Below are 22,634 nucleotides of genomic sequence, written 5' to 3'. Positions count from 1 at the left end.
TCACGCCTTGACGACGTTCTCGTAATCGGGCAGGCCGTTCCAGGCGACCTTGACGGCGCTGACCTCCGGCGACCATCCGACCACGGCGATGTAGTACCACAGCGGCACGGCGGGCATGTCGTGCAACAGGGTTCGCTGCGCGACGTTGACCAGCGCATCGGCCTGCCGTAGGTCGGGAGCCGCCTCGGCCGCGGCCAGACCGGCGTCGAATTCGCGGCTGGAGTACCCGACGTCGTTGGATCCCGCACCTGTGGCGTACAGCGGGGCGAGGAATTCGATCATCGACGGGTAGTCGCCGATCCAGCCGGCCCGGAACGCGGTGTCGATGGTGCGGTTGGTGATCTGGGTGCGAAAACCGGCGAAGGTGGGCTGCGGCGCACCGACGGCATCGATGCCCAGTACGTTCTTGATGCTGTTGGCCACCGCGTCCACCCACTCCTGATGGCCGCTGTCGGCGTTGTAGGCGATGGCGTACCGCCCGCTCCACGGCGAGATCGCGTTGGCCTGGGCCCAGAGTTGTTGTGCCCGTCCGGGGTTGAAGTCCAGCGCGTCGCTGCCCGGGATGTTCGGATCGAATCCCGGCAACGAACTGGCGGTGAAGTCGCGGGCCGGGCTGCGGGTGCTGTTGAAGATCTGCCGGCAGATCTGCGGACGGTTGATGGCCGCCGACAGCGCCAGCCGGCGCAGCCGGCCCTCCTCGCCCCCGAAATGCGGCAGCCGCAGCGGCGTGTCGACGGATTGGCTGACCGCGACGGGCCCGCGGGCGGCGTTGTCACCCAGGTCGCGCTGGTAGATCGTCAACGCGCTGGACGGAATCGTGTCCAGCACATCGAGATTGCCGGACAGCAGGTCGGCGTAGGCGGTGTCCAGGTTGGAGTAGAACTCGAACCGCAGCCCCTTGTTGTGCGGCTTGCGGTTGCCGCGATAACCGGGGTTTGGGCGCAGGTCGATTCGGACGTTGTGCTCCCACGCGGGCCCGTCGGGACCGTCGGCGAGTTGGTACGGGCCGTCGCCGATCGGGTGCTGCCCGAAAGCGCTCATGTCCCGAAAGGCGGCCTGCGGCAACGGATAGAACGCGCTGTGCCCCAGCCGCAGTTTGAAGTCGATGGTGGGTGCCTTCAGCCGGACGGTGAACTCCCGGTCGTTGATCACCCGCAGGCCGGACATGGTGGTGGCCGTCGGCTTGCCGTCGCCGGTCAGCCCGGCGACCGCGTCGTACCCGTCGATGGGGCTGAAAAAGTCCTGCTGCAGTTGGGCATTGGTGCTCAGCGCTCCGTAGTTCCATGCGTCGACGAAGGAATGGGCCGTCACCGGCGAGCCGTCGGTGAACGTCCAGCCGGGTTTGAGGACGATCCGGTAGTTGACGTTGTCTGTGGTGTCGACCGACTGGGCGACCTCCGGCGACGGATTGCCGGCGGCGTCGTAGGACATCAGCCCGGCGAAGAGCCGATCGAGGATCCGGCCGCCCTGGCTGTCGTTGGTGCCGGTGGGAATCAGGGGGTTCGGCGGTTCCCCGCCGTTGACCACCACCAGATCCGGGCTCAGCGCGCCGCCGCCGCAACCGGCCAGCGAGGCGACCGTCAGCACCGCGGCGGCGACCGGGGCCAGCAAGGCCAACGGTCTCCGCATCCGACGCATGACACCCGACCCTAGGGGCTGAAGTCGCGCGGCGGTGAAGTGCCCGGCACGGCTTCGCCAATTTAGAATCCCGCCGTGACTGTGGCGTATCTGGCCTCGCATGAATCAGGTGTGCAAGCGGGCGTTTTGATGTTCTCGCTCGGTGTGCCGGCAATCGGGTTGGTGTGCCTGGTCATCGGGCTGGTAGAGCGCTCCCGCGGCCGCCGGCGGGCTCCGGCCTACCCGCCGCCGCAGTACCCGCCGGGCTTTCCCGTCAACCCCGGTTACCCCTACCCGCCACCGCCGGGCTATCCGGCTTATCCGAGCTATCCGCCGCGGCCGCGGACGCCGAAGTCGGCCACCACGCTCATCACCATCGGCGCCGTGCTGCTGGCGTTGGGCGGTCTGGGCCTCCTCGGCAGAGTCGCGCACGTTTTGTCCGAGCGCCCGGAGGACGTCGCCTTGCGGGTTGGCGATTGCATCACCGAAAGTGATTACGCGGCACATCATTTCGACTTACACCTGATCGACGGCTGCATCGATCCAGCTGCCACCTACGAACTCGCGTTCAAAGGAAGCGCCTCGGACACCTGCCCCGACGGCAAACGGGAGCACTCGATCTATGAGCGAACCAGCAACCACTCGACGGCCCTGTGCTTCATGATCAATCTGCGGCAGGACCAGTGCTACCAGGTGATCCGCGACGGCGAAGCCGTGAGCATGAAACCGGATGACTGCAACGAATCGAGCCCGCTGCACGTCAGAGTCAGTCAGCGCATCGACGGCAGCTCTGACAAGAGTCGGTGCCCGCGAGACAGCAGGGGTATCGCCTATCCCGTCCCCGCGCGGGTCTACTGCCTGGTCAGAGCCGATTGAGCCGCTCAGACCGCGGTGATCGGGTGCACCTGCAGCGCGCAGGCGTCGATGGTCGCCGCCACGGTCACCACATTGGTGGTGTCCGGTGAATTGACGATCAGGTCGGTATAGGTGGGGCACGGCTTGCCGTCGGCGTCGACGGCGATGCCCTCGACGATGGCCTGTCCCTGGGTCGATATCGACAGGATGACCGTCGGCGGCTCATTGATGCCGGCCGGCAGGCCGCCCATGTATCCGCGCAGCGTGGGCTCGGCATGAATCAACGGTCCGCCCGCACCCGAGTCGACTCCGGCGTATCCGGTGAGCGTGCACGGGTCGGCGCCGCCGGCGAGGGCGAACATCAGGGTCACCGCGCGATGCCCCACGGCGGACTCGGCGGGCGAGGCGGTGACGGCGATCTGGTCCGACCAGCACGGCGTCGGCGCGTCGGCGTTGTCGGCGGGCATGGCCGATGCGGGCCACCCCAGCGTGGTGGCCGCCGCGTAAATCGTTGCGGCCCCGGCAAAGCTGGGGATTAGTCGGCGGACGCCCCGCCCATGACCCGGCACACGGGTGATTATCCGGCATCAGGGCACACTTTGACCCCGGATTCGCGCGCGGCTACCGCTCGCACAGCTACACCTCACACGGCTAGGCTCGCAGTCGGCCACCGATCGGCGCAGTCTCGACACAGGAGAACCCAGTGACCGCCACCAACACCGCAGGCCCGTCGTCGTACCCGCCGTCGGCGCAATTCGCCGAGCAGGCCAATGCCGGCGAGGAGCTGTACCGCGAAGCCGAGCAGGATCGGTTGGGCTTCTGGGCCAAGCAGGCCAACCGGCTGTCGTGGGCGACGCCGTTCACCGAGGTGCTGGACTGGTCCGAGGCACCGTTCGCCAAGTGGTTCGCCGACGGCAAGCTCAACGTCGCCTACAACTGCGTGGACCGCCATGTGGAGGCCGGGCACGGGGATCGGGTCGCCATCCACTGGGAGGGCGAACCCGTCGGCGATCACCGCAGCCTCACCTACTCCGATCTGCAAGCCGAGGTGTGCAAGGCCGCCAACGCGCTGACCGATCTCGGTCTGGTCGCCGGCGACCGGGTCGCGATCTACCTGCCGCTCATTCCGGAGGCGGTGATCGCGATGCTGGCCTGCGCGCGCCTGGGCCTGATGCACAGCGTGGTGTTCGCCGGGTTCACCGCCAAGGCGTTGCAGGCCCGGATCGCCGACGCGCAGGCCAAGCTGCTCATCACCAGCGACGGCCAATTCCGCCGCGGCAAGCCGGCGCCGTTGAAGGACGCGGCCGACGAGGCCGTCAACGGCGGCGACAGCCCCGTCGAGCACGTTCTTGTGGTGCGGCGCACCGGAATTGACGTGTCCTGGAACGACGACCGCGACCTGTGGTGGCATGACGTCGTCGACGCCGCCTCCCCCGAACACACCCCGGAATCCTTCGACGCGGAGCAGCCGCTGTTCCTGCTGTACACCTCGGGAACCACCGGCAAGCCCAAGGGCATCGTGCACACCAGCGGCGGCTATCTGACCCACGCCGCCTACACGCACTACTACGTCTTCGACGTCAAGCCCGAAACCGATGTGTTCTGGTGCACCGCCGACATCGGCTGGGTCACCGGACACACCTACGGCGTGTACGGCCCGCTGGCCAACGGCGTCACCGAGGTCCTCTACGAGGGCACACCCGACTCGCCCAGCCAGCACCGGCATTTCGAGATCATCGAAAAGTACGGTGTGACAATCTATTACACCGCGCCCACGCTGATTCGCACGTTCATGAAGTGGGGACGTGAGATCCCGGACGCGCACGACCTGTCCAGCCTGAGGCTGCTGGGTTCGGTGGGCGAACCGATCAACCCCGAGGCGTGGCGCTGGTACCGCAAGGTGATCGGCGCCGACCGGCTGCCCGTCGTCGACACCTGGTGGCAGACCGAGACGGGCGCCACGATGATCTCCCCGCTGCCGGGAGTCGCTGCGGCCAAACCAGGTTCGGCGATGAGGGCGCTGCCGGGCATCTCGGCCAAGATCGTCGACGACCACGGCGATCAACTGGTGCCGGGCATCCACAAGGGCGAGCACATCACCGGCTACCTGGTGCTAGACCAGCCGTGGCCGTCCATGCTGCGCGGCATCTGGGGCGATCCCGAGCGATACGTCGAGACCTACTGGTCCCGGTTCGCCGAGCAGGGCTGGTATTTCGCCGGCGACAGCGCTTATTACGACCGCGACGGCGCCATCTGGGTGGTCGGCCGCATCGACGACGTCATGAACGTGTCGGGACACCGGCTGTCCACCGCCGAGGTGGAGTCGGCGTTGGTCGGCCACGTCGCGGTGGCCGAGGCGGCGGTGGTCGGGGCGACCGATTCGACCACCGGCCAGGCCATCTGCGCATTCGTCGTCTTGTGCGCGGATTACCAAGTGCACGACGGGATCGTCGACGAGTTGCGCGGCGAGGTGGCCCGGGAGATCTCGCCCATCGCCCGCCCGCGCGAGGTGCACGTGGTGCCCGAACTACCCAAGACCCGCAGCGGCAAGATCATGCGCCGGCTGTTGCGCGACATCGCCGAGAACCGCGAACTGGGTGACACGTCGACGCTGCTGGATCCCGGCGTCTTCGATGCGATCAGGGCGGCGAAGTAGTCGCTGCCGCTTCAGCCCGGCAGCGGGCTGAACCCCGCACCCGGTCGGTGTTTTGCGTTGATGTCGGCCAGGGCGGCGTTGAACGACATCACCACCGCCGGGGTGTGCAGCGGGATGTACTTGATGATGCACGTCGGCAGGTTGTCACTGAATGCGCCGTGAATCATGCCGACCAGCATGTTGTTTACGGTGACCGGCGCCCCGGAGTCACCCGGCTGGCCGCACACCTGCATGACGATCGTGCCCGGGTCCTGCCCCGGTCCCCAGGTGACACCGCACGAATTACCCGTGGTTCGGCCCTGTTTGCAGGCGATCTGGCCGAAGGCCGGGTCCGGTCCGATGCCGCTGATCAGAAAACCGTTGTAGTTGGCCACCGGTGTCACCTTGGCCGGGTCGAACTTGATCACCGCGTAGTCCAGGTTGTCGTTGCCCGAAACCATCGTGCCCAGGATTCCCGCGCCCTCGGCGCCCTCGGCCGCCACCTGCGCTCCCGGGCCGCCGCAGTGCGCGGAGGTGAAGCCGATCAGCTCACCGGCCGCGTCGCCGCCGATGGTGGTCAGGGTGCACATGGTGTCCCCGTTGATGACGATGCCCGCCCCACCGCCCAGTGGGATCCGGACGTCAGCGGCGGCGGCGCGGGCAAACGAACCCAGCGCGGCCACGAGCAGGGCAACCATCGCCACCAGGAAGCATCGGTGCGCCCTCCGCACAGCCTTACTCCAATCAGTAGGCCGGAAATCACGACCGGCTTGGCCGAGTGTAATCGGGTGGGCGGTGATGTTCGCGCTCTGAAAGCCCGGCGTCCCCGACCGCCTTCTGGCCGAACCGAACTGGCCGTCGGGCGCTCGAACCTGCGGCGCGGTGCTCGGCTGGCCTCGTCTGGCTTCTCCTGTCCAGGCGCCGCATGGCAACATAAACCGCGACGACAGTGAGCCGGGTGACGACGAAAGAGGACCGTCCGTGAGCAAAGCCGATGGCAAGAACGGTGTGCCCAGCACCCTGACCACGATTCCGTTGACCGACCCGCATGCCAAACCTGCCGAGCCGTCGATCGGTGATCTGATCAAAGACGCGACCGCCCAGGTCTCCACGCTGGTGCGCGCCGAAGTCGAACTGGCCCGCGCCGAAATTACGCGAGACGTCAAAAAGGGTCTCACCGGCAGCGTCTTCTTCATCGCCGCGCTGGTGGTGCTGTTCTACTCCACCTTCTTTTTCTTCTTCTTCGTCGCCGAGTTGCTGGACACCTGGCTGTGGCGCTGGGTGTCGTTCCTGATCGTGTTCGGGATCATGGTGGTGGTCGGCGCCGTGCTGGCCCTGTTCGGCTTCCTCAAGGTACGCCGGATCCGCGGCCCGCGCGAGACGATCGAATCGGTCAAGGAGACGCGCACCGCGCTGACCCCGGGCCACGACAAGGCCCCCGGCGACGCCAAGGCGCTCCCCGAGCCCCACGGCAAGCACGCGAAGCCCGGCAACGGCGCTGCCGGCGATCCATCGGGTTGGTAGATGGCGCCGCCGGATCCGTCGGTAACCCGCATCGAGGGGCCGTGGCGTCATCTCGATGTGCACGCCAATGGCATCCGCTTCCACGTCGTCGAGGCGCTGAGCGACGCCGACGGCCCGCCCGCGACGGCGCGCCCGCTGGTGATGCTGCTGCACGGTTTCGGATCGTTCTGGTGGTCCTGGCGTCATCAGCTGCGCGCACTGCGCGGCGCGCGAGTGGTCGCCGTCGACCTGCGCGGCTACGGCGGCAGCGACAAGCCGCCTCGCGGCTACGACGGCTGGACGATGGCCGGCGACACCGCCGGACTCATTCGGGCGCTGGGGCACTCCTCGGCCACCTTGGTGGGCCACGCTGATGGCGGGCTGGCGTGCTGGGCCACCGCCTTGCTGCACCCGCGGCTGGTGTCGGCGATCGCGCTGATCAGTTCACCGCACCCGGCGGCGTTGCGGCGATCCACGTTGACGCGACGCGACCAGGGTTATGCGCTGTTGCCGACGCTGCTGCAATACCAAATACCGTTGTGGCCCGAGCGCGTGTTGACCCGGGACGACGGCGCCGAGATCGAGCGCCTGGTCCGCAGTCGTAGCTGCGGCAAATGGCTTGCCTCCGAAGACTTCTCCGAAACCATCGGCCACCTGCGGACGGTAATTCAGATCCCGGCGGCCGCGCACAGCGCACTGGAATACCAGCGGTGGGCGGCGCGCAGCCAGCTGCGCGATGAGGGCCGGCGCTTCATGAGGTCGATGAGCCAGCAGCTCAGCGTGCCGCTGTTACACCTGCGCGGCGAGGCGGATCCGTACGTGCTGGCCGACCCGGTTGACCGTACGCGGCGCTACGCGCCGCAGGGCCGCTACGTATCCATCGCGGGCGCAGGGCATTTCAGCCACGAAGAGGCTCCCGACGAAATCAACCGGCACCTGACGAAGTTCCTCGAACAGGTGCACCTGACCCGAGCCAGATGAGCGCGCCGGCTCAGCCGACGCAGGAGCCGGTGCCCACCAGCTGGGTGTCACCGATCCTGGAGAGCTGACTGGCCACCTCGTCGGCGGTCAACACGAACCCGGTGTCGGGATCGTCGACCGCGGCGCCGAACACCACTCCGAGCACGTGACCGTCGAGATCGATCAACGGCCCACCCGAATTACCTTGCTCCACACTGGCTCTGATCGTGTAGACGTCACGGGTGACCGGGGCCGGGTCCCGGTAGATGTCGGGGCCGCTCAGCTTGATCAGCTCGCGAATCCTGGCCGGCGTCGCGGTGAAGTTGCCGCCACCGGGATACCCCAGGACTACCACGCTGGCACCGGTTTTCGCGTCGCCCTGCGCGAAAGCCAGTGGGGGCGGCGGCAAATTGGGGACGGAAAGGATCGCGATGTCGACCGCCGGATCGTAGGACACCACGGTGGCGTCCAGGGGATTGCCGCTGGCGTAGATCTGCACGCTGTTGGATCCGGCCACCACGTGCGCGTTGGTCATCACCCGGTCGGGTGCGATCACGAATCCGCTGCCCTCCAACACTTTCTGGCAGCTCGGGGCCAGGCTGCGCACCTTCACCACGCTGGGCGCGGTGGCCTGCACCACCGGGTTGCCGGCCAGCTCGGGATCGGGTGAGGCGACGGGGATTACCGGGGTGCGGCTGAACGGCTCCAGCACCGCGGGCAGGCCGGAGGTGTTCAGCAACGCGGACAGCCGCTTGGGCACCGTCTTGAGCCACGGCGGCGCTACGTCGTTGACCTGAGCCAACACTCGCGAACCGCGCACCGCGGCGGCCAATTCCGGCTGATCCTTGGACTGGGTCAGCGGCGTCGCCAACAACCACGCCGCGGTCAGCACCACGACCAGCTGGACCGCCACCCCGATGACCGAGTCGACCGTGCGGATCGAACGGCTGCGGATCGCGCCGCGCACGGCGCGTCCCAGCACCACACCGGCGACCTCTCCGATGACGACCAGCGCGAGGATCAAGAACAGCGCGGCAAACAATTTCGCCCGCGGAGCGGCGATGTGGCTGACCAGGTGGGGCGCCAGCAGCACGCCCGCGATCGCGCCGAGCAACACGCCGACGAACGAGAACAACGAGCCCACCGCGCCCGACCGCCAGCCCGAGATCGCCGCGATGAAGGCGACCGCCAAAACGGCGACGTCCAGCCACTGCGACGGGCTCATGGAATTCATCGAGACCCACTCTCGTCGCCGACCAACGCCATCGCCGCGTCCAACTCCCGCTCGTCGCTGGTGTCCCACGGCTGGGCCCAGCCGGCGACGTCCAGCAGCGCGGAAATCACCTGGCCAGTGAATCCCCAGACCAGCATCTGGTTGAGCAGAAACGCCGGACCGGCCCATCGGCGGCCGAGATCGCCGCGGTACACCATCAGCCGGTTCTCCGGATTGACGAAGGCGCGCAACGGAACTCGCGCGACGATCGCCGTTTCGGCCTCGTTGACGACGGCCACCGGGCCGGGGTCCGGCGAGTAGGCCAGCACCGGGACCACGTGAAACTGCGACGGCGCGATGAACATCTTTTCCATAGTGGCCAGGGGATGCAGCCTGCTGACGTCGATGCCGGTTTCCTCGCGGGCCTCGCGCAGCGCGGTATCGATCGGACCGTCGTCGGTGGGATCGGCGGCACCGCCGGGAAACGCCGCCTGGCCGGCGTGGTGGCGCAGGGTCGACGCCCGCACGGTGACCAGCAGATCGGCGTTCTCGGGGAAACCGCCGTCGGGTGCGCCGGATTCCGGTCCGGAGAACAACACCAGCACAGCGGCTTCGCGGCTCGCGCCGCGCAGGGTCGCCACCGCCGACGCGGCCTTGGTGGTGATCATCGCCAGCACGTCGGCCGGCAGGCGGCGCCGGGCCGCGTCGGGAACGTCATCGACGTGGTCGACCAGCGGACGCAGCCAGGACGGGCAGGCGTCGGGCCTCAGCGGAACGGACCCGCGCGCGGGGGCGGGGTCCCCATTCCGCAGGGGCGAACCCCCAGCACTCACGGCCCCTCCAGTCGGTTCAATTTTTGCGCTTATCCCCTGTCGTTGCCGATCGCGGCCGCGATCTCATCGGCAGTGGTGAAAACTCGTGGCAGCGTTTGGGCAACGCTACCGTCCGGCCGCAGGACCACCGTCGCGGGCATCACATTTACCACCCGCAGCGCGGCCGCGACCCGGCGACGACCGTCCTGCAGGGTCGGCAGCCGCACCCCGAGCTCGGCCAGCCGCAGCAGCGCCGCGGTCTCGTTCTCGTCTTGATGCACCGTCACCACCGTCACGTCCGAACCGGCCCGACGTTGATACTCGGCCATCGCGGGCAGTTCGGCCGCGCACGGCGCGCACCAATATGCCCACAGGTTGAGGACCACCCGGCGCCCGGCCAGCGCGCGGGCGACGTCGACCGGGGAACCGTCCGCGGCGCAGTCGGCCGTCACCCCGCGCAGAGCCGCGGGACCGTCGCCAGTTCCGGCGCCGGGGCACGGCGGCAGGTTGGCGCGCTGCCGCGGACCGGCCAGCGCGGCGGGGGTGTCGGCGTCGCGGTGTTCCCGGTCGGCCACCGGCTGATCGCTCGCGGGCGTCGGCGTCGAGGCGGAGTCGTCGCGCAGCTGGGCGACCAGCGCCACGATCAGCGCGGCCACCACCGCGAGAATCGCGATGTGCCAGCCAGCCTTCCGGGTCAAGGTCGGCCTCCAAATTGGCATGCGGTCCCTGCGCGTCGGTCGCGGGCCGGCTTACAGCCCGGCCAGGGCGAGCAGGTGCTCGGTTTCCGGGCCCTTCACCAGTGGCGCGGCCAACGCCGGTTCGGTGGGACCGAGGCCGAAGGAGGGACAATCCTTGGCGATCAGGCAGACGCCGCACGCCGGTTTCCGCGCATGGCAGACCCGGCGGCCGTGGAAGATGACCCGGTGGCTCAGCATGGTCCACTCACTGCGTTCGATGAGCTCACCGACGGAGTGCTCGATTTTGACCGCATCCTTGTCCGCGGTCCAGCGCCACCGGTGCACCAGCCGCGCGAAATGGGTGTCGACCGTGATGCCGGGGACGCCGAAGGCGTTTCCCAGGATGACGTTGGCCGTCTTGCGTCCGACCCCGGGCAGGGTGACCAGTTCGGCCATGGTCGACGGCACGTCGCCGTCGAATCGTTCGACCAGCGCCTGCCCCAAACCGATCAGCGAGGACGCCTTGTTGCGGAAAAATCCGGTCGGCCGGATCAGATTTTCCAGCTCGTCGCGGTCCGCCTGGGCGTAATCCAGCGCCGACGGGTATCGCTTGAACAGTGCGGGAGTCGTCAGATTGACCCGCTTGTCGGTGCTCTGCGCCGAAAGGATTGTGGCGACCGTCAATTCGAGCGGCGTGGTGAAGTCCAGCTCGCAGTGAGCGTCCGGAAATGCTTGTGCCAGGGCACGATTCATGCGCCGCGCCCGTCGCACCAAGCCGACCCGGGTTTCCGGGGCTGGAGTCGATTTCGAACGCCCGGACGACTTAGCCGCTGTCACCTACGACAGAGTACTGATTTCGTGATCTCGCCGAGACCCCGAGTTGATTCCAGGCGATGTTTACTCTTCGTGTGTCGTGGTTGCTGGTGGCCGGTATTCCGGCGCTGCTGATGCTGGCGGCGCTGGGTCTCGGGCGGCTCGAGTCCGAGCTCGCCCCTGGCGCCTTGGCGGTGGCCGACGTCGACGAATTCCTGGAACGTGCCGGCGGCGTGGACATGCACACGCTGGCCTCCGAGGGCATGCCCGAGGCGTTGGAATACCTGCATCGGCGCGAGCTCGCGCAGCTGTCCGAGGCCCCGGCCGACGGCCGCGGCGGGGGGCCGCGTCACGCCGCGCCGTCGTTCGCCGTCAGCTTCGTCGACCGCAACGAGATGACCTTGCCGACCCGGATCCACGGCCATTCGCACGTCAATCCGCAGTTTAGGGCACCTCGACACGCCAATCGTGTGTAGCGTTGGCACGTTGGACACAACGGCGTTCCTCTAGACTCGTCACGCGAGCAAGGGGTTAGCCTGCCCGTATCACATTAATTTTTTGGGAAAGTTGAAGAGGCAACGTGGACGAGATCCTGGCAAGGGCAGGAATCTTCCAAGGGGTTGAACCCGGCGCAGTCACAGCGCTGACCAAGCAGCTGCAACCCGTCGACTTCCCCCGCGGACACACGGTCTTCGCCGAGGGGGAACCCGGTGATCGGCTGTACATCATCGTCTCGGGGAAGGTGAAGATCGGTCGCCGCTCGCCCGACGGACGCGAGAACCTGCTGACGATCATGGGCCCGTCGGACATGTTCGGCGAGCTGTCGATCTTCGACCCGGGTCCGCGAACGTCCAGCGCCACCACCATCACTGAGGTGCGCGCGGTGTCGATGGACCGTGACGCGCTGCGCGCGTGGATCGCCGATCGTCCCGAGATCGCCGAGCAGTTGTTGCGGGTGCTGGCCCGACGGCTGCGCCGCACCAACAACAACCTGGCCGACCTGATCTTCACCGACGTGCCCGGCCGGGTGGCCAAGCAGCTGCTGCAGCTCGCGCAGCGGTTCGGCACCCAGGAGGGCGGCGCCATGCGGGTCACCCACGACCTGACGCAGGAAGAGATCGCGCAGCTGGTCGGGGCGTCCCGGGAGACGGTGAACAAGGCGCTGGCCGACTTCGCCCACCGCGGCTGGATCCGCCTGGAGGGCAAGAGCGTGCTGATCTCGGACTCCGAGCGGCTGGCCCGCCGAGCGAGGTAAGCGCGCGCGAAGCGCGGGCGCAACCGAGCGAGCATCAAACACCGAGCGAGGTAAGCGCGCGCGAAGCGCGGGCGCAACCGAGCGAGCATCAAACACCGAGCGAGGTAAGCGCGCGCAACCGGCCGCCCTTTGCCACACCAGTCACATGAGCACCACCGTGGCATGCATGAGGCGACTTCAAAACACGCTAGCGCCGGCGCTAGCGCATTTGAGAAGCACTCTGTCCCTCCAGACCCGGGACTCATGGGGCGCTAGTGACTTGTGCGACGCAGTTACGCCGATGGCTCCGAGCGCAGGTGATTCAGCTGCACCTGCACCGACCACTCCGCGGCGTCCCACAGCTTCTCGTCGACATCGACATAGACATGTTCGACGATCCGGCGGGCGCTGGCGTCCTCCCCCAGCTCCCGCACCGCCGACCGTACCTGATCCAGTCGCTCCCGCCGGTGCTCGAGATAGCCCTGCGCGACGCTTTCCAGATCGGTCAGGTCCGGGCCGTGGCCGGGCAGCACCGTCCGCCGGCCCAGGCCGCGCAGCCGCCGGAGCGATTCCAGGTAGTCCGTCAGGCTGCCGTCCTCCTTGTCGAGGACGGCCGTGCCGCGGCCCAGGACGGTGTCGGCGGTCAACACGGCGTCGTCCAGCAGGAAGGACAGCGAATCGGCGGTGTGGCCCGGGGTCGCCATGACCTTGATCTTGAGGCCCGCGGCGTCGATCACCTCGCCGTCGGTCAGCTCGCCGCCGAGGCCACGCAGAAAACCGCTGCCCGCCGAGCGGACGGTCGCGCCCGTCCGCTCGACCAGCTTGTCGATGCCGTCGGTGTGATCGCTGTGCCGGTGGCTGATGAGGACCAGGGCGATCCGGCCGAGCGCGGCCACCCGCGCGATGTGCTCGTCGTCGTCGGGTCCGGGATCCACGATCACCAGCCGCTCGCTGCCCGGGCCGCGCAGCACCCAGGTGTTGGTGCCCTCGAGTGTGAGCAGCCCGGGGTTATCGGCCAGCAGTACCGACGCGGTCTCGGTGACCGGCCGCAACTTGGCGTACGCGGGATGGGTCAGCGGCTCGGCGGCCTGGGTCATGGCGTCAGCCGACCTCGACGATCAGCTCCACTTCCACCGGCGCATCCAGTGGCAGCTCGGAGACGCCGACCGCCGAGCGCGCATGCGCGCCCCGCTCGCCGAACACCTCGGCGAGCAGGTCGGAGGCCCCGTTGATGACGCTGGGCTGGCCGTTGAATCCGGGGGCCGAGGCGACGAATCCGACCACCTTGACCACCCGGGCCACCTCGTCGATGCCCACCAGCGAGTTGACGGCGGCCAGCGCGTTGAGCGCACAGATCCGCGCCATCGCCTTGCCCTCATCCGGGCTGACGCCGGCGCCGACCTTGCCGGTGGCCAACAGCTTGCCGTCCTGCATCGGGAGCTGGCCCGCGGTGTAGACCAGGCTTCCGGTGCGCACCGCCGGCACGTAGGAGGCCAGCGGCGCAACCACCTCCGGCAGCGCGAGGCCGAGCTGCCGTAGACGGGCCGAAGCACTCATCGACCGACCCTTACTTGGGGCGCTTCAGATACGCGACGTGCTGCTCACCGGTCGGCCCCTGCAGCACCGACACCAGCTCCCAGCCGTCGGCACCCCACTGGTCGAGGATCTGTTTGGTGGCATGCGTCAGCAGCGGAACCGTGACGTACTCCCATGCGGTGGGTTGGCTCATGCCGCGAGCTTATCGGTCGCAGCTGAACCGCTCCGGCCAGCCCAAGGGCCCGTCGGGCTAGCATGCGAAGGTGGCAACCACATCGGGCGGCGGAGCTGCCGTCGGCTGGCCTGCGCGCTTGACGAAGGCCCGTTTACATTTCGTGACCGGCAAGGGCGGCACGGGCAAGTCCACCATCGCGGCCGCGCTGGCGCTGACCCTGGCCGCCGGGGGCCGCAAGGTGCTGCTCGTGGAAGTCGAGGGCCGCCAAGGGATTGCGCAACTCTTCGACGTCCCGCCCCTGCCGTATCAGGAGGTGAAGATCGCGACCGCCGAACGCGGCGGTCAGGTCAACGCCCTGGCGATCGACATCGAGGCCGCGTTCCTCGAATACCTCGACATGTTCTACAACCTGGGCATCGCGGGCCGCGCGATGCGCCGCATCGGCGCGATCGAGTTCGCGACGACGATCGCGCCGGGTCTGCGCGACGTGCTGTTGACCGGCAAGATCAAGGAGACGGTGATCCGGGTCGACAAGAATCGGCTCCCGGTTTATGACGCGATCGTCGTCGACGCCCCGCCGACCGGACGGATCGCGCGCTTCCTGGATGTCACCAAGGCGGTGTCGGATCTGGCCAAGGGCGGACCGGTGCATTCGCAGGCCGACGGCGTGGTCAAGCTACTGCACTCCGATCAGACGGCCATTCACTTAGTCACCTTGCTGGAGGCGTTGCCGGTTCAGGAGACGCTGGAAGCCATCGAGGAGCTCGCGGAGATGAAGCTGCCGATCGGCAGCGTGATCGTCAACCGCAACATCCCCACGTACTTGCAGCCGGCCGATCTGGCGAAGGCAGCCGAGGGGGACGTCGACGCGGACTCGGTGCGGGCCGGATTGGAAAAGTCCGGAATCAGCTTGAACGACAAAGACTTCGCGGGCCTGCTGACGGAGACCATCGAGCATGCGACCGTCGTCGCTACGCGCGCCGAGATCGCGCAACAGCTCGATGCGCTGAAGGTGGCCCGACTGGAATTACCCGCCATTTCCGACGGGGTCGACCTCGGTAGCCTCTACGAGCTATCGGAATCGCTTGCACAGCAGGGGGTTCGATGAGCACTACGCCTGAACGGCTTGATATGGCGGCCATCCTGGCCGACACCACCAACCGCGTGGTGGTGTGCTGTGGCGCGGGTGGGGTGGGCAAGACCACCACCGCGGCCGCGATCGCGCTGCGCGCCGCCGAGTACGGACGCAACGTCTGCGTGTTGACGATCGATCCGGCCAAACGGCTCGCGCAGGCGCTGGGGGTCAGCGATCTCGGCAACACTCCGCAGCGGGTCCCGCTGGCGGCGGAGGTTCCCGGCGAGCTGCACGCGATGATGCTCGACATGCGGCGCACCTTCGACGAGATGGTGATCCAGTACTCCGGACCCGGTCGGGCACAAGCGATTCTGGATAACCAGTTCTATCAAACGGTCGCCAGCTCACTGGCCGGCACGCAGGAGTACATGGCGATGGAGAAGCTGGGCCAGCTGCTGGCCGAGGATCGCTGGGACCTGGTGGTGGTCGATACCCCGCCGTCGCGCAACGCGCTGGACTTCCTGGACGCGCCCAAACGGCTGGGCAGCTTCATGGACAGCCGGCTGTGGCGGCTGCTGCTGGCGCCGGGCCGGGGCATCGGGCGGTTGGTCACCGGCGCAATGGGTTTGGCGATGAAGGCGATGTCCACCATCCTGGGTTCACAGATGCTGGGCGATGCCGCGGCGTTCGTGCAGTCGCTGGACGCCACCTTCGGCGGCTTCCGGGAGAAGGCCGATCGCACGTACGCGCTGCTGAAAAGGCGTGGGACGCAGTTCGTTGTGGTGTCGGCGGCTGAGCCGGACGCGCTGCGCGAGGCGGCCTTCTTCGTCGACCGGCTGTCGCAGGAAGGGATGCCGCTCGCCGGGCTGGTCCTCAACCGCACCCATCCGCCGTTGTGCTCCCTGCCGGCGGAGCGGGCGATCGACGGCAGCGAAATGCTGGACCACGACGCCGACTCCGAGGCGGCGTCGCTGGCCTCGGCGGTGCTGAAGATTCACGCCGACCGGGCGCAGACCGCCAAGCGGGAGATCAGGTTGCTTTCCCGGTTCACCGGCGCCAATCCGCACGTGCCGGTCATCGGCGTTCCGTCGCTGCCGTTTGATGTCTCGGATCTGGAGGCGCTGCGCGCGCTGGCCGATCAGATCACGTCGGTCGGTGACGATGCGGCCCGGGCGACCGCCCGCTGAATCACTTCCAACTCCGCGGCGCCGGCCAGCCGTAACAGAAACGTAATCACGAACGACGGGTCCCGGGCAGGCCTACGGTCCACGGTGGCGTGACCCGTCAGCGGGGCGAAGGGTCAGCCGACGCTGCGGGTCCGCCTCTTGTCGAAGAAGTCCGCCCAGGAAACCACCTCGGGGTGCTGCTTGAGCAGGGCACGGCGCTGCCGCTCGGTCATGCCGCCCCAGACGCCGAACTCGACCTTGTTGTCCAGCGCGTCTGCCCCGCATTCCTGCATCACCGGGCAATGTCTGCAGATCACTGCCGCCTTACGCTGGGCGGCGCCGCGGACAAACAGTTCGTCGGGATCGGTGGTCCGGCATAGCGCCTTCGAGACCCACGCGATCCGCTCTTCGGCATCGACACTGCGGAGTACCCCTTGTGCGGCTGCAATGTTTGTCCTACGCGCCGCCGGCCGTATTGGTGACACGAACTGTTCCCTTTCCCTACCGGCCGCCCGTCACGGCCGCCCTCCTTGGGGTGCAGATCCCGTCTCGCGATCTACGCCACACTGTGTACTTCGGTGTTACCTGAATCTCACCGTGTGTCTAAGTTAGGTGGTCAGGTGCCAATTGCGCAACAGTCCGATAACGCTTTTTTTGGGACGAGCGTCCAGGCTCGTACCAAACGATCGCCGAAGAAGTGATCTTGGACACCCCGTTGCCCGTCTGACCTGTGACGCAATTCCAAATCCGCGCCCGTCGGCGCCGGTCTTGAGATGACGAAATTTTTGGGAGAATGCGCAGCGTGGCGGCGTGACTGGGGGCCGCTACTGTAGTACCCATGTCAGACCGCCCCCCGGCCGCACTCACGATCCTCAAGCTTGCGGGGCTCTGTTTGTTGGCCAGCGTCGTCGCCACGGCTCTGCTGTTCCCCTTCGCCGGCGGAATAGGACTGGTGTCCAATCGGGCGTCGGAAGTGGTCGCCAACGGCTCGGCTCAGCTTCTCGAGGGCGAGGTACCGGCCGTCTCGACGATGGTCGACGCCAAGGGCAACACGATCGCCTGGCTGTATTCGCAGCGCCGGTTCGAGGTGCCCACCGACAAGATCGCCAACACGATGAAGCTGGCGATCGTCTCCATCGAGGACAAGCGGTTCGCCGACCACAACGGGGTGGACTGGAAAGGCACCCTGACCGGTCTGGCCGGCTATGCCCGCGGCGACGTCGACACCCGCGGCGGTTCGACCATCGAGCAGCAGTACATCAAGAACTACCAACTGCTTGTCACCGCGAAGACCGACGCCGAGAAGCGCGCGGCGGTGGAAACCACTCCCGCCCGCAAGCTGCGCGAGATCCGCATGGCGCTGACGCTGGACAAGACCTTCACCAAGCCCGAGATTCTGACCCGGTATCTGAACCTGGTCTCGTTCGGCAACGGCTCGTTCGGTGTGCAGGACGCCGCCCAGACCTACTTCGGCATCAACGCGTCCGACCTGAACTGGCAGCAGGCGGCGCTGCTGGCGGGCATGGTGCAGTCGACCAGTGCGCTCAACCCGTACATCAACCCCGACGGCGCGCTGGCACGGCGAAACTTGGTGCTGGACACCATGATCGAGAACATCCCGCAGGAGGAGGAGGCGCTGCGCGCCGCCAAGGCCGCGCCGCTGGGCATCCTGCCGCAGCCCAACGAGCTGCCCCGCGGTTGCATCGCGGCGGGCGACCGCGCGTTCTTCTGCGACTACGTCCAGGAGTACCTGTCCCGGGCCGGCATCAGTAAGGAACAGGTCGCCCGGGGTGGCTACCTGATCAAGACGACGCTGGACCCGGACGTGCAGATCCCGGTCAAGGCGGCCATCGACAAGTTCGCCAGCCCGACGCTGCCGGGCATTTCGAGCGTGATGAGCGTGATCCAGCCGGGCAAGACGTCGCACAAGGTGATGGCCATGGCCAGCAACCGCACCTACGGGCTCGACGTCGACGCCGGCCAGACCATGCGCCCGCAGCCCTTCTCGCTGGTCGGCGACGGCGCGGGATCCGTGTTCAAGATCTTCACCACGGCCGCGGCCCTGGACATGGGCATGGGCACCAACGCCACCCTCGAGGTGCCGGGCCGCTTCCAGGCCAAGGGCATGGGTAGCGGTGGGGCCAAGGGCTGCCCGAAGGACAACTGGTGCGTGGTCAACGCCGGCAACTACCGCGGGTCGATGAACGTCACCGACGCGCTGGCCACCTCGCCCAACACCGCGTTCGCCAAGCTGATCCAGCAGGTCGGCGTGACGCGCACGGTGGACATGGCCATCAAACTCGGGCTGCGGTCCTACGCCGACCCGGGCACCGCCCGCGACTACAACCCCGACAGCAACGAGAGCCTGGCCGACTTCGTCAAACGGCAGAACATCGGCTCGTTCACCCTCGGCCCGATCGAGGTGAACGCGCTGGAGCTGTCCAACGTCGCGGCCACCCTGGCCTCGGGCGGCACGTGGTGCCCGCCCAATCCGATCGACAAGCTGGTCGACCGCAAGGGCAACGAGGTCGCGGTGACCACCGAGACGTGCGACCAGGTGGTGCCCGACGGCCTGGCGAACACCCTGGCCAACGCGATGAGTAAGGACGCGCTGGGCGGCGGCACGGCGGCCGGTTCGGCCAGCGCGGCCGGCTGGGACCTGCCGATGTCCGGTAAGACGGGCACCACCGAGGCGCACCGCTCGTCGGGCTTCGTGGGCTTCACCAACCACTACGCGGCGGCCAACTACATCTACGACGACTCCACCACCCCCACCGATCTGTGCTCCGCCCCGCTGCGCCACTGCGGCGAGGGCGACCTGTACGGCGGTAACGAACCGGCGCGCACGTGGTTCACCGCGATGAAGCCGATCGCCACCAATTTCGGGCCGGTGCAGTTGCCCCCCACCGACCCTCGCTACGTCGACGGCTCACCGGGCTCCCGGGTGCCCAGCGTCGCCGGCCTGGATATCGACGCGGCGCGCCAGCGCATCAAGGAGGCGGGCTTCCAGGTCGCCGACCAGAACAACTTCGTCAACAGCAGCGCCAAGCAGGGCGAGGTGGTCGGGACGACCCCCAGCGGCGCGACGATTCCGGGGTCGATCGTCACCATCCAGGTCAGCAACGGCATCCCGCCGGCCCCGCCGCCGCCGCCGGCAGGCGCACCGCCACCGGTCGGCTCGCAGGTCGTTGAGATTCCGGGCCTGCCGCCGATCACCATTCCGCTGCTGGCGCCACCGCCGCCGGCGGGTGGGCCGCCGCCGGCGCCCGGCGAGCCGCCCCCGTAGGCGTGATTGCCGCACTCCTCCTCACCCCGCTTCGCGGGCCGCATCGTCGTACGGCGAAGCGTCGTGACCCAAGAGATACGCTGCCAGTCCCCGACCGGCAGTAGGCTGCCAGCATGGCTGATGTTTTGCCCGTCCTGATACGTGCCGGCGCCGCCACCCTAGCTTCGAGCGTCGCCGGCCTCGGCTATGCCGCGGTCATCGAGCGCAACGCGTTCGTCCTGCGCGAGATCACGATGCCCGTGCTGACCCCGGGCTCGACCCCGCTGCGGGTGCTGCATGTCAGCGACCTCCACATGACTCCCGGCCAGCGCCGCAAACAGGCGTGGCTGCGCGAACTGGCGGGCTGGGAACCGGATCTGGTGGTCAACACCGGTGACAACCTGGCCCACCCCAAGGCGGTGCCGTCGGTCATCCAGGCCCTGGGCGATCTGCTGTCGCGGCCGGGTGTCTTCGTGTTCGGCAGCAACGACTACTTCGGCCCGCGGCTGAAGAACCCGCTGAACTATGTGACCAACCCGTCGCACCGGGTGCGCGGTGAACCGCTGCCCTGGCAAGACCTGCGGGCGGCGTTCACCGAGCGCGGCTGGCTCGACCTCACCCACACCCGGCGCGAGTTCGAGGTGGCCGGTCTGCACATCGCCGCCGCGGGCGTGGACGACCCGCACATCGACCGCGACCGCTACGAAACCATCGCGGGCCCGGCCAGTCCCGCCGCGAATCTGCGGCTGGGACTGACCCATTCGCCCGAGCCGCGCGTCCTGGACCGCTACGCCGCCGACGGCTATCAGCTGGTGATGGCCGGACACACCCACGGCGGTCAGGTCTGCCTGCCGTTCTACGGCGCGCTGGTGACGAACTGCGGCCTGGATCGCTCGCGCGCGAAGGGACCGTCGCGCTGGGGCGCCAACATGCAGTTGCACGTCTCCGCCGGGATGGGCACCTCGCCGTTCGCGCCGGTGCGATTCTGCTGCCGGCCGGAGGCGACCCTGCTGACATTGATCGCCACCCCGATGGGCGACCGCGACGCGGCCAGCGACCTGAGCCGTTCGCAGCCAACAGCATCGGTGCGTTGACCGACCAGACCCGGATCGCGGTTCGCAGTCGCTCACGTTGCTGGGCAGACAACGCGATCCGGCTGATCCAGGCCGACGCCCGGCGCAGCGCCGACACCCACCTGCTGCGCTACCCGCTGCCCTCCGCGTGGAGCGCGGGTGCCGACGTCGCGCTGTACCTCAAGGACGAGACGACGCACATCACCGGCAGCCTCAAGCACCGGTTGGCCCGCTCGTTGTTCCTCTACGCGCTGTGCAACGGCTGGATCGACGAGGGCACCACGGTGGTCGAGGCGTCGTCGGGTTCGACCGCGGTGTCCGAGGCCTATTTCGCGGCGCTGCTGGGTCTGCCGTTCGTCGCCGTGATGCCCGCGGCGACGAGCACGTCGAAGGTGGCATTGATCGAATCCCACGGCGGCCGTTGCCATTTCGTGCAGAGCTCCAGCGAGGTCTACGCCGAGGCGGAGCGGGTGGCGCGGGAGACCGGCGGGCACTACCTGGACCAGTTCACCAACGCCGAGCGCGCCACCGACTGGCGGGGCAACAACAACATCGCCGAGTCGATCTTCGAGCAGATGCGCGAGGAGAGATATCCCGTCCCGGACTGGATCGTGGTCGGGGCGGGCACCGGCGGGACCAGCGCTACGATCGGCCGCTACATCCGCTACCGGCGGCACGCCACCCGGCTGTGCGTCGTGGACCCGGAGAATTCCGCGTTCTTTCCCGCCTACGCCGAGGACCGCGACGACGTCGTGCTGCCCACCTCGTCGCGCATCGAGGGCATCGGCCGGCCGCGGGTGGAGCCGTCGTTTCTGCCGGGCGTGGTCGACCGGATGGTGTCCGTCCCGGACGCGGCGTCGATCGCGGCCGCCCGCCACGTCAGCGCCGTGCTGGGGCGCCGCGTCGGGCCGTCGACGGGCACGAACCTGTGGGGTGCGTTCGGCCTGCTCGCGGAGATGGTCGCCGAGGGCCGCAGCGGCTCGGTGGTCACGCTGCTCGCGGACAGCGGCGACCGCTACCGCGACACCTATTTCAGCGACGAGTGGGTGACGGCGCAGGGGCTGGACCCGGCGGGACCGGCCGAGGCGCTGGTGGAGTTCGAGCGATCGTGCTCCTGGAAGTGAGCTGCCCACCGCGGTTTGGCCTCCCGATGGGCGGGTGCGATAGGCTGTCGAGGCTTCAAGCGGGGTGTGGCGCAGCTTGGTAGCGCGCTTCGTTCGGGACGAAGAGGCCGTGGGTTCGAATCCCGCCACCCCGACTCGTAATCAAGGGACTGACCGCCAGCGCAACGGTCAGTCGCCCGATGTGTTCGCCGTGATCGGCAATGCGTCGGTAAAAGCGTCTAGCTCGACTTCTTGCCGCCTTTGCGTCCGGCGGCCTTCTTCTGGGACTGATTGCCGCCGCTGCCGCTACCGCTGCTACGGCTGCTTTGGCTGCTGCCCGAGCTCTTGCCGCCCCTGCTGGAGGCGCCAGGCGAGTTCGATATCGCCGCCGCTCTCGACTTGCTCATTCCCTTCTTGCGCAGCCCCTCATACTGTTTGTCGTTCTTGACGCTCGACCCATGATCTTTCGTCACTTTGGACTCCTTTACCTCTCGCAGCGGAATACCCGTTTCCAACCGGTGAGAACAGCTGTCCGAGTCCATCTGCGGCCATGTAAGCGGCGAGCTATTCGGTGTAGCGTCATCCTTGTTCGGCGGGACGTTGGCGTCCGGGACAGACTCAGATGGGTTCGGCGGGACGTTGGCGCCCGGGACCTAGCGAAGTTCCTGCTTCGGTTACCGGAGCGGGCGCCCATTGCAAAGGAGGGCTCCCTCCATGACCACCAAGGACACGTCGCAGCCGGTGAGTCCCGCACGGGATGACGATCTGCGCGTCACCCTAGCCTTGAGGCGAGACGAGCTCGTTCGCCAGCGCGTGGTCGCACTGGCACAGATTCGCACGCTTTCCGGGCAACTGGAATCGATCGACCGCCAACTTGAACACATCGCGCACGTCGAGGCCGCGCACAGCGAGCATTAACTCG

The 22,634-nt window shown here is 67.9% G+C and carries 24 protein-coding genes and 1 tRNA gene; 13 read left to right on the top strand and 12 right to left on the bottom strand.

Annotated features, from left to right (window positions below):
* The gene (locus tag A5732_RS26215) at positions 1 to 1,629 is read right to left on the bottom strand and encodes a peptide ABC transporter substrate-binding protein (RefSeq protein WP_171975109.1); all 1,629 of its coding nucleotides are present in this window, start codon (positions 1,627 to 1,629) and stop codon (positions 1 to 3) included.
* Between the two features lie 84 nt (positions 1,630 to 1,713).
* On the opposite strand from A5732_RS26215, the gene A5732_RS27700 reads away from it, so the two are divergent.
* Entirely contained in the window at positions 1,714 to 2,493 is a 780-nt protein-coding gene (locus tag A5732_RS27700) for a hypothetical protein (protein WP_076103798.1), read from the top strand.
* A 5-nt stretch (positions 2,494 to 2,498) separates the two neighbouring features.
* Here the strand turns inward: A5732_RS27700 and A5732_RS26205 are convergent, their stop codons facing one another.
* The gene (locus tag A5732_RS26205) at positions 2,499 to 3,041 is read right to left on the bottom strand and encodes a DUF4232 domain-containing protein (protein WP_170879898.1); all 543 of its coding nucleotides are present in this window, start codon (positions 3,039 to 3,041) and stop codon (positions 2,499 to 2,501) included.
* A 134-nt stretch (positions 3,042 to 3,175) separates the two neighbouring features.
* On the opposite strand from A5732_RS26205, the gene acs reads away from it, so the two are divergent.
* Positions 3,176 to 5,128 (top strand): acetate--CoA ligase, encoded by a 1,953-nt coding sequence (gene acs / locus A5732_RS26200; protein ID WP_076103795.1) that lies wholly within the window; start codon positions 3,176 to 3,178, stop codon positions 5,126 to 5,128.
* 11 nt (positions 5,129 to 5,139) lie between these two features.
* Here acs and A5732_RS26195 read toward each other — a convergent pair whose 3' ends face one another.
* Positions 5,140 to 5,838 carry a S1 family peptidase gene (locus tag A5732_RS26195; RefSeq protein WP_142256683.1) on the bottom strand — a complete coding sequence of 233 codons (699 nt, stop codon included), beginning with the start codon at positions 5,836 to 5,838 and terminating at the stop codon, positions 5,140 to 5,142.
* 250 nt (positions 5,839 to 6,088) lie between these two features.
* On the opposite strand from A5732_RS26195, the gene A5732_RS26190 reads away from it, so the two are divergent.
* Positions 6,089 to 6,631, top strand: coding sequence for a phage holin family protein (locus A5732_RS26190; protein WP_076103790.1), 543 nt, complete (start codon positions 6,089 to 6,091; stop codon positions 6,629 to 6,631).
* A complete protein-coding gene (locus A5732_RS26185) occupies positions 6,632 to 7,591 on the top strand; it encodes an alpha/beta fold hydrolase (RefSeq protein ID WP_076050757.1) in 960 nt (319 codons plus the stop codon).
* Between the two features lie 10 nt (positions 7,592 to 7,601).
* Here the strand turns inward: A5732_RS26185 and marP are convergent, their stop codons facing one another.
* The 4 genes from marP to nth are packed head-to-tail and all read right to left on the bottom strand — an operon-like array spanning position 7,602 to position 11,025.
* Positions 7,602 to 8,795: an acid resistance serine protease MarP gene (gene marP, locus A5732_RS26180; RefSeq protein ID WP_139334491.1), complete on the bottom strand. Its 1,194-nt coding sequence runs from the start codon at positions 8,793 to 8,795 to the stop codon at positions 7,602 to 7,604.
* A gap of 5 nt (positions 8,796 to 8,800) precedes the next feature.
* Positions 8,801 to 9,616 carry an NUDIX hydrolase gene (locus tag A5732_RS26175; protein WP_076050759.1) on the bottom strand — a complete coding sequence of 272 codons (816 nt, stop codon included), beginning with the start codon at positions 9,614 to 9,616 and terminating at the stop codon, positions 8,801 to 8,803.
* Between the two features lie 29 nt (positions 9,617 to 9,645).
* The gene (locus A5732_RS26170; protein WP_076050761.1) at positions 9,646 to 10,314 is read right to left on the bottom strand and encodes a TlpA family protein disulfide reductase; all 669 of its coding nucleotides are present in this window, start codon (positions 10,312 to 10,314) and stop codon (positions 9,646 to 9,648) included.
* Positions 10,315 to 10,344: 30 nt separating this feature from the next.
* Positions 10,345 to 11,025, bottom strand: coding sequence for an endonuclease III (nth, locus tag A5732_RS26165; protein ID WP_065054795.1), 681 nt, complete (start codon positions 11,023 to 11,025; stop codon positions 10,345 to 10,347).
* 140 nt (positions 11,026 to 11,165) lie between these two features.
* On the opposite strand from nth, the gene A5732_RS26160 reads away from it, so the two are divergent.
* A complete protein-coding gene (locus tag A5732_RS26160; protein WP_231127968.1) occupies positions 11,166 to 11,561 on the top strand; it encodes a hypothetical protein in 396 nt (131 codons plus the stop codon).
* 104 nt (positions 11,562 to 11,665) lie between these two features.
* Positions 11,666 to 12,340 (top strand): cAMP-activated global transcriptional regulator CRP, encoded by a 675-nt coding sequence (gene crp, locus A5732_RS26155; RefSeq protein ID WP_036465140.1) that lies wholly within the window; start codon positions 11,666 to 11,668, stop codon positions 12,338 to 12,340.
* A gap of 272 nt (positions 12,341 to 12,612) precedes the next feature.
* Here crp and A5732_RS26150 read toward each other — a convergent pair whose 3' ends face one another.
* Genes A5732_RS26150 through A5732_RS27195 form a run of 3 tightly spaced genes read right to left on the bottom strand, consistent with a single transcriptional unit; the run spans position 12,613 to position 14,048 of the window.
* On the bottom strand, positions 12,613 to 13,416 hold the full coding sequence (locus A5732_RS26150; protein ID WP_076103787.1) for an MBL fold metallo-hydrolase: 804 nt from the start codon (positions 13,414 to 13,416) through the stop codon (positions 12,613 to 12,615).
* A 4-nt stretch (positions 13,417 to 13,420) separates the two neighbouring features.
* Positions 13,421 to 13,876 carry a RidA family protein gene (locus A5732_RS26145; protein ID WP_076050763.1) on the bottom strand — a complete coding sequence of 152 codons (456 nt, stop codon included), beginning with the start codon at positions 13,874 to 13,876 and terminating at the stop codon, positions 13,421 to 13,423.
* A 10-nt stretch (positions 13,877 to 13,886) separates the two neighbouring features.
* Entirely contained in the window at positions 13,887 to 14,048 is a 162-nt protein-coding gene (locus A5732_RS27195; RefSeq protein ID WP_007772224.1) for a DUF4177 domain-containing protein, read from the bottom strand.
* Between the two features lie 70 nt (positions 14,049 to 14,118).
* On the opposite strand from A5732_RS27195, the gene A5732_RS26135 reads away from it, so the two are divergent.
* Together A5732_RS26135 and A5732_RS26130 are read left to right on the top strand one after the other, a co-directional pair.
* Entirely contained in the window at positions 14,119 to 15,138 is a 1,020-nt protein-coding gene (locus tag A5732_RS26135) for an ArsA family ATPase (protein WP_076050765.1), read from the top strand.
* Positions 15,135 to 16,292, top strand: coding sequence for an ArsA family ATPase (locus tag A5732_RS26130; protein ID WP_076050767.1), 1,158 nt, complete (start codon positions 15,135 to 15,137; stop codon positions 16,290 to 16,292). The genes A5732_RS26135 and A5732_RS26130 overlap by 4 nt, the downstream gene beginning before the upstream one ends.
* A 113-nt stretch (positions 16,293 to 16,405) precedes the next feature.
* Here the strand turns inward: A5732_RS26130 and A5732_RS26125 are convergent, their stop codons facing one another.
* Positions 16,406 to 16,756 carry a WhiB family transcriptional regulator gene (locus A5732_RS26125; protein WP_007772220.1) on the bottom strand — a complete coding sequence of 117 codons (351 nt, stop codon included), beginning with the start codon at positions 16,754 to 16,756 and terminating at the stop codon, positions 16,406 to 16,408.
* A 353-nt stretch (positions 16,757 to 17,109) separates the two neighbouring features.
* Between A5732_RS26125 and ponA2 the strand changes: the two genes are divergently transcribed.
* The 4 genes from ponA2 to A5732_RS26105 all read left to right on the top strand — a co-directional run bounded on the left by ponA2 (position 17,110) and on the right by A5732_RS26105 (position 21,867).
* Positions 17,110 to 19,557 carry a transglycosylase/D,D-transpeptidase PonA2 gene (ponA2, locus tag A5732_RS26120; protein ID WP_076050769.1) on the top strand — a complete coding sequence of 816 codons (2,448 nt, stop codon included), beginning with the start codon at positions 17,110 to 17,112 and terminating at the stop codon, positions 19,555 to 19,557.
* Between the two features lie 113 nt (positions 19,558 to 19,670).
* Positions 19,671 to 20,630, top strand: coding sequence for a metallophosphoesterase (locus tag A5732_RS26115; RefSeq protein ID WP_064952607.1), 960 nt, complete (start codon positions 19,671 to 19,673; stop codon positions 20,628 to 20,630).
* Entirely contained in the window at positions 20,627 to 21,733 is a 1,107-nt protein-coding gene (locus A5732_RS26110) for a PLP-dependent cysteine synthase family protein (RefSeq protein ID WP_076103785.1), read from the top strand. The genes A5732_RS26115 and A5732_RS26110 overlap by 4 nt, the downstream gene beginning before the upstream one ends.
* A gap of 60 nt (positions 21,734 to 21,793) precedes the next feature.
* A tRNA-Pro gene (locus A5732_RS26105) sits at positions 21,794 to 21,867 on the top strand.
* An 84-nt stretch (positions 21,868 to 21,951) separates the two neighbouring features.
* Here the strand turns inward: A5732_RS26105 and A5732_RS26100 are convergent.
* A complete protein-coding gene (locus A5732_RS26100) occupies positions 21,952 to 22,185 on the bottom strand; it encodes a DUF7218 family protein (RefSeq protein WP_075234960.1) in 234 nt (77 codons plus the stop codon).
* Positions 22,186 to 22,426: 241 nt separating this feature from the next.
* Between A5732_RS26100 and A5732_RS26095 the strand changes: the two genes are divergently transcribed.
* Positions 22,427 to 22,630, top strand: a complete 204-nt coding sequence (locus A5732_RS26095; protein ID WP_076050773.1) for a hypothetical protein — start codon at positions 22,427 to 22,429, stop codon at positions 22,628 to 22,630.
* The last annotated feature ends 4 nt before the right edge of the window (positions 22,631 to 22,634 follow it).

Source organism: Mycobacterium colombiense, from assembly GCF_001953985.1.
GTDB classification, from domain to species: Bacteria; Actinomycetota; Actinomycetes; order Mycobacteriales; family Mycobacteriaceae; genus Mycobacterium; species Mycobacterium colombiense_B.
This window is presented reverse-complemented; position numbering and strand designations above follow the sequence as displayed.